This window comes from Salipiger sp. HF18 (assembly GCF_011806505.1).
GTDB classification, from domain to species: domain Bacteria; phylum Pseudomonadota; class Alphaproteobacteria; order Rhodobacterales; family Rhodobacteraceae; genus Salipiger; species Salipiger thiooxidans.
The window spans coordinates 1-12,229 of sequence record NZ_JAATOS010000099.1; the positions used below are offsets into that span (position 1 = coordinate 1).

Annotated in this window: 11 protein-coding genes and 1 pseudogene; 4 read left to right on the top strand and 8 right to left on the bottom strand. The window is 70.0% G+C overall.

Annotation, left to right across the window (positions count from 1 at the left end; all coding sequences use genetic code 11):
• Positions 1–387 (top strand): annotated as a pseudogene (locus tag HC022_RS10950) (acyl-CoA synthetase); the annotation flags it as partial.
• Positions 388–489: 102 nt separating this feature from the next.
• On the opposite strand, the gene HC022_RS10955 reads toward HC022_RS10950, so the two are convergent.
• From HC022_RS10955 to HC022_RS10975, 5 genes are all read right to left on the bottom strand, one after another.
• The gene (locus HC022_RS10955; protein ID WP_167452457.1) at positions 490–771 is read right to left on the bottom strand and encodes a metalloregulator ArsR/SmtB family transcription factor; all 282 of its coding nucleotides are present in this window, start codon (positions 769–771) and stop codon (positions 490–492) included.
• Between the two features lie 286 nt (positions 772–1,057).
• Positions 1,058–2,002 (bottom strand): hypothetical protein, encoded by a 945-nt coding sequence (locus tag HC022_RS10960; protein ID WP_167452451.1) that lies wholly within the window; start codon positions 2,000–2,002, stop codon positions 1,058–1,060.
• Between the two features lie 70 nt (positions 2,003–2,072).
• Entirely contained in the window at positions 2,073–2,750 is a 678-nt protein-coding gene (locus HC022_RS10965; protein ID WP_254885050.1) for an alpha/beta fold hydrolase, read from the bottom strand.
• Entirely contained in the window at positions 2,750–3,541 is a 792-nt protein-coding gene (gene pcaD / locus HC022_RS10970; protein ID WP_167452452.1) for a 3-oxoadipate enol-lactonase, read from the bottom strand. Before pcaD ends, HC022_RS10965 begins: the two co-directional genes overlap by 1 nt.
• Before the next feature lie 190 nt (positions 3,542–3,731).
• Positions 3,732–4,160 (bottom strand): peptidylprolyl isomerase, encoded by a 429-nt coding sequence (locus HC022_RS10975; RefSeq protein ID WP_008883105.1) that lies wholly within the window; start codon positions 4,158–4,160, stop codon positions 3,732–3,734.
• A 203-nt stretch (positions 4,161–4,363) separates the two neighbouring features.
• On the opposite strand from HC022_RS10975, the gene HC022_RS10980 reads away from it, so the two are divergent.
• Positions 4,364–5,041 (top strand): haloacid dehalogenase type II, encoded by a 678-nt coding sequence (locus HC022_RS10980; RefSeq protein ID WP_167452453.1) that lies wholly within the window; start codon positions 4,364–4,366, stop codon positions 5,039–5,041.
• Entirely contained in the window at positions 5,041–5,862 is an 822-nt protein-coding gene (locus tag HC022_RS10985; RefSeq protein ID WP_167452454.1) for an alpha/beta fold hydrolase, read from the top strand. The genes HC022_RS10980 and HC022_RS10985 overlap by 1 nt, the downstream gene beginning before the upstream one ends.
• Positions 5,863–5,916: 54 nt before the next feature.
• Here the strand turns inward: HC022_RS10985 and truB are convergent, their stop codons facing one another.
• Together truB and metG are read right to left on the bottom strand one after the other, a co-directional pair.
• Positions 5,917–6,828 carry a tRNA pseudouridine(55) synthase TruB gene (gene truB, locus HC022_RS10990; protein WP_167452455.1) on the bottom strand — a complete coding sequence of 304 codons (912 nt, stop codon included), beginning with the start codon at positions 6,826–6,828 and terminating at the stop codon, positions 5,917–5,919.
• 218 nt (positions 6,829–7,046) lie between these two features.
• On the bottom strand, positions 7,047–8,759 hold the full coding sequence (gene metG, locus HC022_RS10995) for a methionine--tRNA ligase (RefSeq protein ID WP_167452456.1): 1,713 nt from the start codon (positions 8,757–8,759) through the stop codon (positions 7,047–7,049).
• 136 nt (positions 8,760–8,895) lie between these two features.
• Between metG and HC022_RS11000 the strand changes: the two genes are divergently transcribed.
• Positions 8,896–9,936 (top strand): aldo/keto reductase, encoded by a 1,041-nt coding sequence (locus tag HC022_RS11000; RefSeq protein WP_089958872.1) that lies wholly within the window; start codon positions 8,896–8,898, stop codon positions 9,934–9,936.
• 626 nt (positions 9,937–10,562) lie between these two features.
• Here the strand turns inward: HC022_RS11000 and HC022_RS11005 are convergent.
• Positions 10,563–12,077: an acetyl-CoA hydrolase/transferase family protein gene (locus HC022_RS11005; RefSeq protein ID WP_368484651.1), complete on the bottom strand. Its 1,515-nt coding sequence runs from the start codon at positions 12,075–12,077 to the stop codon at positions 10,563–10,565.
• Positions 12,078–12,229: the final 152 nt, after the last annotated feature.

Genomic DNA, 12,229 nt, shown 5'->3' on the forward strand with positions numbered 1-12,229 from the left:
GGCGAGCTGCCCTGCGCCTTCGTCGAGCTGGTCTCGGGCGCCGAGGTCACCGAGGACGAGCTGATGACGCATGCCCGGCGGCACATCCACGAGCGCGCGGCCTATCCCAAGCATCTGACGATCCTGCCCGAGCTGCCCAAGACGGCAGTGGGCAAGGTCTTCAAGCCGGCGCTGCGGATGCAGGCGATCACCCGCGTCTACAACGGTGCGCTCGAGGCCGGGGAGCTGGCGGCACGGGTGGTGTCGGTTGTGGACGACCGCAAGCGCGGGCTGGTGGCCAAGGTCGAGCGCAACGGCGCCGATGCCGAGGCCGTGGGCCATTGCCTCGGCAGCTTCGTGCGGCCGTGGGACTGGGCCGAGACGGTGCCGGAAACCGCGGCGGAGTGAGGGGCGGAAACAGCCAGCCCGGCGATGGGATGTCGCCGGGCGGGGCTTTGCCGTGAGGCTCTGGGGGCTCTCAGGCGCTCAGGGGGGCTGAAAGTCGGGCGCTCACTCGGCGCAGAAGATGTCGTAGAGCAGGTTGATGACCCGGCTCGTGTCCTCGGTGGCGAGGCTGTAGAAGATCGTCTTGCCCTCGCGCCGGGTGCTGACCAGCCCCTCTTCGCGCAGGCGCGCCAGCATCTGGCTCACCGCCGCCTGGCGGATCCCGAGCAGCGATTCCAGCTCGCCCACCGACCTCTCGCCCGATCCCAGATGGCACAGGATCATCAGCCGGCCCTCGTGGGCCAGCGTCTTGCGGAAGGCCGCGGCGTTGCGCGCGTTGGAGGCCATCACGTCGGGCGGCGGGGACATTTTCTGGTCGTTCACTGTGGGACCTCTTTGCAGTCGCGGCTGATATAACACTTTCCCAAGGGATTGCGAGACGGCTGGCGGGTGCATCCTCCGCGGGCATGACTCGACAGGCAAAACGAACCTCCGGGCCGCTTGGTTCCGCCGAATCATCGCCTTGACCCGGTGGCGTGGGCGCGTCCCGCTCACCGCATTGGCAAAGCGTGGAGCCTCGCCCGGGCAAGGTCCCGCGCACCGCTCCGGCAAAGCGCCGCGCCCAATCAGAGGGTTAACCGCCCTGCACCGCACTGGCAAAGCGTCGCGCATCGTCGGTTGCCTCGCCCGGTGACAGCGTCTCTGCCAGCGCCCGTGCGTGGCACAGCGCGGCCCCGCCCGAGAGCATGATCTGGGGCAGCGCCAGCCATTCCTGGAACCGGCCCGCCGCGCCATCGGGCGTCTCCGCGAGGGCGCCCTCGAGCGCCGAGGCGTGGCGGTCGAGCGCCACCAGTGCCGCCTTGGAGACGCCCTGATCCGCGGCTTCTCCGATCCGCCCCAGCACCGCCAGCACGGCGATCAGCCGTGCGGTCCAGCCTGCAATCCGGGCGAGCGGGGCGCGGGTGTCGGGCCAGCCGTCAGCGGGCAGGTGCAGGTTCAGCGCCGCGGCCAGCGCATCGCGCAGGGGCCCGGCGCTTTCCGGGGCGCCCTCCATGCGCAGCGCCACCGGCAGCCCGGCGGCGCGCAGCTGTGTCAGCTCGTCGCGCAGCGCCAGAAGCGGCCAGCCACAGGCCTCGATGGCCGCCGCATCGCCCGCCGTTGCCAGCGTCTGAAGCAGCGCGGCAAGCTCCGTCTCGCAGAGGGTAAGGGCCTGCCGCAGCCGCAGCATGAGCGCGCAATCCGCCACGTCGGTGGGCGGCACCCCGTGGCAGAGGTGCTGCGCGTGCTCCGGCGCCTGCATCAGGTCGCGGAAGGCCGCCACCAGCGCCGGCACCGGCGTGCCGTCCACCGCTGTCGCGGCGGCAAGCCCGCCCGGGTCGATCTGCAGCTCGAGCGAGGCGCGGTGGATGGCCTGCGCCGAGACCCCGGGGATGAGCCCCGCCGCGCCCTGCACCTTGGCGAGGGTGCCGAGCACGATCATGCCGGCCCGGATCTCTGCGCTGTCCGAGAACAGCCGCCCCAGATCGCCGGGCGAAAAGAGCCTGTGAAGATGGGCGCTGTCGAAAGGGGTGGCGGTCATGCTGTCCTCGTGCTGCGATGGGCGCCCCTCTATAGGCGCAGTCCATCGCGCTGGCCAGCGGCTCAGCGTGTCAGTGGGTCAGTGGGTCAGCCGCGCGCGAGGCCGTCCAGCAGCGCCGCCAGCGCCCGGGGTTCCGAGAAGAAGGGCGAGTGTCCCCACGGCCGCTCGACGACGTGCAGGCCGGAGGCCATCTCGCGCTGCGCGGCGGGCGGAATGGCGCGGTGCCGCCTTCGAGCCGCACCGGCGCCTCGGTGGGCGCGATGGGCTGCGGCGACATCCGGTCCAGTGCTTCGGCGATGCGTGCTTCGGAGCAGTCGTGGTAGAAGATCTCGGGGGCCAGCGCCGGGTCGAAGCCGAAGCTCAGCCGGTCCGGCGCCACCCGCACCGCCGGGCGCAGCGGGCGCTCGGCCTGCCGCCGCTGGAGCGAGGCGACGCTGTCGCCGTCGCGGGGCAGGTAGGCGCAGAGATAGACCAGCCGCGCCACGCGGCCGGGCGCGCGGTCGGCGGCGCAGGTGGCGGGCACCCCGGCCATGGAATGCGCCACCAGCACGGTCTCGTCCTCCAGCGCCGCAAGGATCGCCGCCACGTAGGCGTCGAGCGTCACCTCCCCGACCGGCGTCGGGTCGTCGCCGTGCGAGGGCAGGTCGATGGCCACGGCCTCGTGCCCGAGCGCTGCGAGCTCCGCGCTCAGCGCCCGCCAGCACCACGCGCCATGTGCGGCACCATGCACGAGCAGGAACCGCGCCATCAGCCGAGATGCCCCTGCGCGGTGATGAACTCGGTCAGCAGCGTGGCATAGGCTTCGGGGGCTTCGACGCAGGGCAGGTGGCCGGCGCCGCGGATCAGGCGGAACTGCGCGCCGGGGATCAGCTCGACGGTCTCGCGCACCAGATCCGGCGGCGTCGAGCCGTCCTCGCTGCCCGCGATGCCGAGCGCCGCCAGCCTCAGGCCCGAGGTGGGGGTCATGAAATCGGTGCCCGCGATGGCATGGCAGCAGCCGACATAGCCGCCCCGGTCGGTGCGCTCGAGCATGTGCCGCCACGCGGCAAGCTCCGGCGTCGCGCGGAAACGGGGCGAGAACCAGCGCTGCATGGTGCCCTCGGCCAGCGCCTCGACGCCGCCCGCCTCGATCGCGGCGATGCGCTCGGCCCAGATCTCGCGGGTGCCGATCTTGCAGGCGGTGCTCGACAGCACCAGCGCCCGCACGAGGTCGAGCCGCTTGGCCGCGAGCCCCTGCGCGATCATGCCGCCGATGGACAGCCCGACATAGACCGCGTCGCGAAAGCCCAGCCGGTCCATCAGGCGCTCGCTGTCGCGCACCAGCGTGCCCATCGAGTAGGGCCCCCCGGGCGCGTCCGAGAGCCCGTGCCCGCGCATGTCGTGGCGCAGGATGCGCAGCCCGGGCGGCAGCAGCGCCACCACGCGGTCCCAGACCCGCAGGTCGGTGCCCAGCGCGTGGGCGAAGACCACCGGCGCGCCGTCCTCGGGCCCGTCGATGCGGTAGTGCAGGCGGATGTCGCCCAGATCGGCCATGTGCATGGGAAATCCCCTCCGCGTCCTCTACCCGCTCTAGCGCGTTTGCCCCGCCGCGCGGAAGCGGCAATCACGCACGGGGGGCCGCAAGCAGAAAGGGCGCCCCGACGGCGCCCCTCCCTTCATCTTGCCAGATAAACTCCCGCCGGAGGCGCCCCGACCGCGCGGCCGGGTGCTCCGCTCGGGGCTTCTCGACTCAGGCGATCTCGACCAGCTCGATGGCGAAGGTCAGGTCCTTGCCGGCGAGCGGGTGGTTCGCGTCGAGCGTCACGACCTCTTCGGTCACCTCGGCCACCACGACCTGCACGGTCTGGCCGGTGGGCGTCTGCACCTGCAGCTGGGTGCCGAGGTCGAGCGGAATGTGGTCGGGAATCTCGGTCCGGGGCACCTGCTGGCGCGCTTCGGGGTGGACCGGGCCATAGGCTTCGTCGGGGGCGATTTCCACGGTCTTGCGGTCGCCCACGGTCATGCCGGGGATGGCCTGGTCGAGGCCGGGGATGATCTGGCCCGAGCCCACGGTGAATTCCAGCGGATCGCGGCCCGCGCTGGAATCGAAGGTGGTGCCGTCGGAAAGGGTGCCGGTGTAATGGATGCGGACGGTGTCGCCGGTCTTGACCTGCGTCATGGGATCGCCGTTCGTTCTGGAGAAGTTGGGAAGGGTGAGGGCGCGCGTGCGGCCCGGGTGAATGGACGAGGCCGCGCTGGGCGGGTGCTCGTATTGCTGCCCCAATGCTAGCGATCCTGCCCGCGGATTGCAAACAGACGCCTGTTTTGGCCTTTTCCCCCGCCACGGTGCGTGCCACCCTCCGCCGCAGGAGGACCCGGCCCATGACGATAACCCACTGCATCTTCGACGCTTATGGCACGCTCTTCGACGTGGCGGCGGCTGCGCGAGACGCCGCGCGCGAGCCGGGACAGGATGCGCTGGCCGGTGTCTGGCAGGCACTGGCCGAGGACTGGCGGCGCAAGCAGCTGGAATATTCCTGGCTGCGGGCGATCACCGGCGATCACGTGGGATTCTGGCAGGTGACGCAGGATGCGCTCGACTGGGCGATGGCGCGCCACGGCCTCTCCGAGCCCGCGCTGCGTGCCCGGCTGCTGGCGCTTTACTGGGAACTCGCCGCCTTTCCCGAGGTGCCCGAACTCCTGACCCGGCTCAAGGGAATGGGCAAGACCTGCGCCATCCTCTCGAACGGCTCACCCGACATGCTCGAGGCTGCGGTGGCCAGCGCCGGGCTCGGCGACCGCCTCGACGCGGTGATCTCGGTCGAGGAGGTGCGCGTCTTCAAGCCCGCCCGCGCGGTCTATGACCTCGTGGGCACGCATTTCGGCACGGACCCCGCCCAGGTGCTCTTCGTGTCTTCCAACGGCTGGGACGCCGCCGCTGCCGCTGCCTACGGGTTCGCCACCGCCTGGGTGAACCGCGCGGGCCTGCCGCAGGACCGCCTGCCCGGCGTGCCCACGCACGTCCTAACCGACCTCTCCTCGATTCCGGAGCTTCTCTGATGCCACGTTTCACCACTTCCGACGGCCTGTCGCTGCACTACACCGACGAGGGCGAGGGGCTGCCGCTGCTCTGCCTCGCCGGGCTGACCCGCGACGGCCGCGACTTCGACTACGTCGCGCCCCATCTCAAGGGCGTGCGGCTGATCCGCCTCGACTACCGCGGGCGCGGCCAGTCGGACTGGGGCGATCACGCGACCTACACCATCCCCGTCGAGGGCCGCGACGCGGTCGAGCTGCTTGACCATCTGGGCATCGACAGGGCGGCCATCCTCGGGACCTCGCGCGGGGGGCTCATCGCCATGGTGCTGGCGGCCACCGTCAAGGACCGGCTGACGGGGGTCGCGCTCAACGACATCGGCCCCGAGATCGCGCCGGCGGGGCTCGATGTCATCAAGGGCTATCTCGGTCGCAACCCGGTCTGGAAGACCCATGACGAGGCGGTCGCCAAGCGCGCCGCCGCCATGACCGCCTTCGAGAACGTGCCCGAGAGCCGCTGGCGCGAGGAGGTGGAGAAGTTCTACCGCGAGACGCCGGAGGGGCTGGTCATCACCTACGACCCCCGGCTGCGCGATGCGGTGCTGGGCGACGGCGCCCAGCCCGCCGCCGACCTCTGGCCGCTCTTCGACGCGCTGAAGGGCCTGCCGCTCTGCTGCATCCGGGGCCAGAACTCGGACCTGCTCTCGGACGAAACCTATGCCGAGATGTGCACCCGCCGCCCGGACATGGTCGCGGTCGAGGTGCCGGGGCGCGGCCACGTGCCCTTCCTCGACGAGCCCGAATCGCTCGACGCGCTGCGTCGCTGGCTCGGCATGCTGCGCTGAGCGCCCGCGACGTCGCATGGCCCGGCGTCGCCCGCCGGGCCGGACGCGGGCTTACTAGGGCGCGGGCTCGACGAAGACCCGGTTCGGGTGCAGCTCGCCGGCCTTGAAGATGCCCACCGCGACAGCGCGACCGTCGAGCGAGGCCCAGGCCTCGTCGCCGTATTCGACGTCGCCGGGAATCACCATGCCGGGGTTGCCGTTGCGCAGCCGCACCGCGCCCTCGGCGGTGCAGCGCAGCTCGGGCAGGTCCGCAAGCCCGACTTCCAGCGGCAGCAGCCTGGCGTCGAGTTCGGGCGTCTTGGCGAGCGCGTCGATCTGCTCCACGGTGATGCCGTCCTCGGCATCGAAGGGCCCCGACCAGATCCGGCGCAGCTTCTGCACGTGGCCGTGGCAGCCCAGCGTTTCGCCGAGGTCGCGGGCGATGGCGCGCACGTAGCCGCCCTTGCCGCAGGTCATTTCGAGCTCGACGTGGTCGGCGTCGGGGCGTCCGGTCAGCACCAGTTCGTCGACCCAGAGCGGGCGGGCCTCGATCTCCATGGTCTCGCCGTCGCGGGCGCGCTTGTAGGCACGTTCGCCGTCGATCTTCACCGCCGAGAACTGCGGCGGCACCTGCCGGATCTCGCCCACGAACCCATGCAGCGCTTCCTTGATCTCGTCATCCGAGGGGCGCGCATCGGACGTGGCGATGACCTCGCCCTCGGCATCGTCGGTGTTGGTCCGCTGCCCCAGCCGCACGGTGAAGCGGTAGGCCTTGAGCGCATCGGTGATGAAGGGCACGGTCTTGGTGGCCTCTCCCAGCGCCACGGCAAGCACGCCGGTCGCCTCGGGGTCGAGCGTGCCCGCGTGGCCGGCCTTCTTGGCCGCAAGCGCCCAGCGGACCTTGTTGACCACGGAGGTCGAAGTCATGCCTGCCGGCTTGTCGACGATCAGCCAGCCGGAAATGTCGCGGCCCTTCTTGCGTGCCATGGTCTGCCCTCTGTGTGGTGAGGCGCGCGAGGTAGCAAGCCCGCGCATCGCTTGTCAATCGTGCAGGGCAGGGGCGCGGCCCCCGCCGCGTGTCTCCGCCGAGGATGGGGCTGGCCGTACAACGCCCGGGCGACATGCCCTGTCATCCAGTGGCCCCAAATATCCCCGCCGGAGGCATTCGGCCGTCCCGCCCGCGACGGGGCCGGGACGGGGTCGGATCAGTCCCGCTTGCCGGCGAAGCGCTGTTGCCAGTCCTCGCGCTCCTCGTCGGTGATCTTGCGGAAGGTCACCTCGGGCACCACGAAGGCGTGGCCCGCGGGCAGGGTGGCGAGCGCCGCCGCCACGTCGTCGGGCCAGCTGTCGTCGGTGGTGTTGAGTGCCGTCAGCAGCTGGGCCGAGGCATCCGGGATGAAGGGCTGCGAGATCACCGCGTAGAGCCGGATCACGTTGAGCGCGAGGCGGATCTGCGCGGCGGCGGCCTCGGGGTCGGTCTTGAAGGTCGACCAGGGCGCGGCTTCCTGCAGGTACTCGTTGCCGAGCACCCAGGCCGCCCGCAGCGCGGCGGCGGACTTGCGCACCTCGGCGTGGGCCATGTGCTCTTCGTACTCGCGCACCTTCGCGGTCAGGTCGGCGATGAGCTGTTCCTCGCGCGCCCCCGGCGTGCCGCCCTCGGGGACGATCTCGCCGAACTTCGAGCGGCAGAACTTGGTGACGCGGCTGGCGAAGTTGCCGAGCACGTCGGCAAGGTCCTTGTTGACCGAGGTCTGGAAGTTCTCCCAGGTGAATTCGGCGTCCGAGCTCTCGGGCGCGTGGCTGAGCAGCCACCAGCGCCAGTAATCCGCCGGCAGGATCTCGAGCGCCTGGTCCATGAACACGCCGCGCCCGCGCGAGGTCGAGAACTGGCCGCCGTCATAATTCAGGTAGTTGAAGGACTTGATGTAGTCGACGAGCTTCCACGGCTCGCCACTGCCCAGGATCGTGGCCGGGAAGGTGAGGGTGTGGAAGGGCACGTTGTCCTTGCCCATGAACTGGGTATAGGTCACGTCCTCCGCGCCCTTGTCGGTGCGCCACCAGCGTTCCCAGTCGTCACCCTTGCCGGCATCGACCCATTCCTGGCTGCAGGCGATGTATTCGATCGGCGCGTCGAACCAGACGTAGAAGACCTTGCCTTCCATGCCGGGCCAGTCCTCGGCGCCCTTCTTCACCGGGATGCCCCAGTCGAGGTCGCGGGTGATGCCGCGGTCCTGCAGGCCGTCGCCGTCGTGCAGCCATTTCTTGGCGATCGAGGTGGTCAGCACCGGCCAGTCGCTCTTGCTGTCGATCCAGTCCTCGATCTCGGTCCTGATCTGGCTCTGGCACAGGAAGAGGTGCTTGGTCTCGCGCATCTCGAGGTCGGTCGCGCCCGAGATCACCGAGCGCGGGTTGATGAGGTCCACCGGGTCGAGCTGCTTGGTGCAGTTGTCGCACTGGTCGCCGCGGGCATCCTCGAAGCCGCAGTTGGGGCAGGTGCCCTCGATGTAGCGGTCGGGCAGGAAGCGGCCGTCGGTGGGCGAGTACATCTGCCGCTCCGAGACCTCGCGGATCAGCCCGCGCTCGGCGAGCACGCCGGCGAAATGCTGGGTCAGCGCGTGGTTCTGCGGGCTGGACGAACGCCCGAAGTGGTCGAAGGACAAACGGAAGCCCTCGGCGATGCGCGCCTGCACCTCGTGCATCTCGGCGCAGTATTCGGCCACCGGCTTGCCCGCCTTGGCGGCGGCCAGTTCGGCCGGGGTGCCGTGCTCGTCGGTGGCGCAGAGGAACAGCACCTCGTTGCCGCGCGCGCGCTGGTAGCGGGCGTAGAGGTCGGCCGGCAGCTGCGAGCCCACGAGGTTTCCGAGGTGCTTGATCCCGTTGATGTAGGGGATCGCCGAGGTGATGAGGTGCCGTGCCATGGATCGCCTGTCTATTGGTCCGGTTTCGGGCTGCTTTAACGGATGTGGCCGGAGGTGGAAAGATCCGGCGTTTGCGGGCTTGGCTTTGGCGTGTCGCTGCGTAGGTTGGCGCCTGACAAGACGCAGGAGACAAACGATGAAGATGAATCCGCTGGGCCGCACGGGCATGATGGTCTCGGAGCTGTGCCTCGGCACGATGACCTTCGGCAACCAGACCGCCCCGGAAGACGGGCACGCGCAGATCGAGCGGGCCTTCGACGCCGGCATCAATTTCATGGACACCGCCGAGATGTACCCGGTGAACCCGGTGCTGGCCGAGACCGTGGGCCGCACCGAGGAGATCATCGGCGACTGGTTCGCCAGCACCGGACGGCGCAGCGATTGGATCCTCGCCACCAAGCACACCGGGGATTCGAAGCTGGTGCGCGACGGTGCGCCGATCAGCAGCGCCACCATCCCGGGCGCCGTCGAGGGCTCGCTCAAGCGGCTCAAGACCGACGTGATCGACCTCTACCAGTTCCACTGGCCGAACCGGGGCAGCTATCACTTCCGCCAGAACTGGCGTTTCGATCCGTCCTCGCAGGACCGGCTGTCGACCGTGCAGCACATGCACGACGCGCTGGGGGCCCTGCAGCGCGAGGTCGAGCGCGGCACGATCCGCGCCTTCGGCCTGTCGAACGAGAGCGCCTGGGGCACCGCAATGTGGCTGCGCATCGCCGAGGAGGCGGGCGGTCCGCGGGTGGCCTCGATCCAGAACGAGTACTCGCTGCTCTGCCGGCTGGCGGACACCGATCTGGCCGAGCTGATGGTGAACGAGGACGTGGGCCTGCTGCCCTTCTCGCCGCTGGGCGCGGGGCTGCTGACCGGCAAGTACCAGGGCGGCGCGGTGCCCGAGGGCTCGCGCATGGCGCTGAACGGCAATCTCGGCGGGCGCAAGTCCGAGCGGGTGTTCGGGGCGGTGGATGCCTACCTCGAGGTGGCGCAGCGCTTCGGGATCGACCCGGTGCACATGGCGCTGGCGTGGACGGCGCAGCGGCCCTTCGTGGCCTCCTCGATCTTCGGGGCGACGACCATGGCGCAGCTCGAGCACCTGCTCGCGGCGTCCGAGCTGACGCTCTCTTCCGAGCTGCTCGAGGCGCTGGACGACGCCCACAAGGCGCATCCGATGCCCTACTGAAGACAGGTCCGGGCCCCCGGGCCCGGCTTTGCACGGTGGGGGCGGGGCCTTGACCGGGTTCAGGCCTGCGGATGTCTGCCAATAGGCTTGCCGGTGGGGCCATTGCCCTGCTGCCGGTTCCGTGGACAGCCGGCCCGAAAGATTGGTCTTGCCGTGCGACTGTCCGCGCCGGCGCGTTGATCAAGCCGGGGTGTGACCTGCGACGCCCTTCGGGTCGGAGCTATGTTCACCCGAGACGTTGCTCCGCTTGGCCCTTGCGCCTCGTGACCCTCTCTCACCCTCAGCTATACTCCGGCTGAACCCTGCCCCGCGCGGAACAAGGCCGAAGGCCGCCGCGCATCGCCGGCCCGCCCCCCGGGCTGGCGATCTGGCCGGGCTTGGTGCGACGTGTCGGGGTCTTTCGGATTTGGCCGGGGTAAATCGAGAGGTTCGAAGGGCAGGCCGCCATCCCGCGGGCCGGCGACGCGCGGCTCTCCCGAGCCTCGGGCTTGCTTGATTGCGGCTGGAAAGCGAAGCTCTGTCGCTCTGTCGCTCTGTCGCTCTGTCGCTCTGAGGCTTCGCGCCTCCGCCGACCGGCGATGCGGGCCGGCCGCGTGGCCGGTCCGTCACGGCAGCCCGCTCTGCCCTTACGTCATCGAGCCGGTTTCCACGAAGCGCTGGTGCCAGGACAGCGCCTCGGACAGCACGTTGGGGGCGTGGCGGCCGTAGGAGCTGGCCTTTGCCCGCGCGTAGTAGTCGCGCAGGGCGGGCCGGTAGTCGGGGTGGGCGCAGGTTTCGATGATCAGCTCGGCGCGTTGCTTGGGGGCGAGGCCACGCAGGTCGGCGAGGCCCTGCTCGGTGACGATCACGTGCACGTCCTGCGCGATGTGATCCACGTGGGACGCCATCGGCACGATGGCCGAGATCTTGCCGCCCTTCGCGGTCGAGGGCGTCATGAAGATCGAGACATAGGCGTTGCGGGCGAAATCCCCCGAGCCGCCGATGCCGTTCTGAATCCGCGAGCCCATGACATGGGTCGAGTTCACGTTGCCGTAGATATCCGCCTCGATCAGCCCGTTCATCGCGATGCAGCCCAGACGGCGCACCAGCTCGGGGTGGTTCGAGATCTCCTGCGGGCGCAGGATCATCTTGTCGCGGAACCGTGCCGCCTCGGTGTTGAAGCGCTCGGCCGCATCGGGCGAGAGCGAGAAGGCGGTGGCCGAGGCCATGCGCAGCTTGCCCGCGTCGAGCAGGTCGAGCATGCCGTCCTGGATCACCTCGGTATAGGCGGTCATGCCCGTGTAGGGCGCCTCCATCAGCCCCGACAGCACCGCGTTGGTGACGTTGCCGACACCGGATTGCAGGGGCAGCAGGTTGGCGGGTAGGCGGCCTCGCCCGACCTCGTGGGCGAAGAACTCGAGCAGATGCCCGGCGATCGCCTCGGCCACGGCGTCGGGCCTGGCGAAGGGCAGGTTGCGGTCGGGGGCGTCGGTCTCGACGATGGCCACGATCTTGGCGGGATCGACGCGGAAATGCGGCTGGCCGATGCGGTCGTCGGGCTTCACCAGCGGGATCGGCACGCGGTTGGGCGGCAGGGCGGTGCCGTAGTAGATGTCGTGCATCCCGTTCAGCGCGTCGCTCTGCCAGCGGTTCAGCTCGAGGATCACCTTGTCGGCCACGTCGAGCCAGGTCTTGTTGTTGCCGATCGACGACGAGGGGATCAGCGCGCCGTCCTCGGTGATGCCGGAAATCTCGATCACCGCCACGTCGAGCTTGCCGAGGAAGCCCTGCCACGCCGTCGGCGCGACCTGGCTCAGGTGCATGTCGAAGTAGTTCATCTCGCCTGCGTTGATCTTCTCGCGCGCGATCGGGTCGGAGTTATAGGGCAGGCGTAACTCGATGCCGTCGGCCCTGGCGAGCGCCCCGTCGAGCTCGGGCCCGGTCGAGGCGCCGGTCCAGACCTTGACCCGGAACGGGTTGCCGGCGGCATGCTCGGCCTCGATGCGGGCGGCGAGCGCCATCGGCACGGCTTTGGGATAGCCCGACCCGGTGAAGCCGCTCATGCCGACGGTCATGCCGTCCTCGATCAGCGCGGCGGCGTCCTCGGCGCTCATCATGCGGGAGGACAGGTTCGGGTGGGCGATACGGGGATGCAGGGTCACGTGGGTCTCCTCGGCGCGGCCGGGGCGGGCGGGAAATATCCGTGCCCGGATGGCCATCGTCACGTTCTAATGTTTCACGGTATCTATGCTGGCCACGGCCGGCCGAACCAGATGGAGAAATGCTCCGCAGATCGGGTATTCCTGTATTGCAT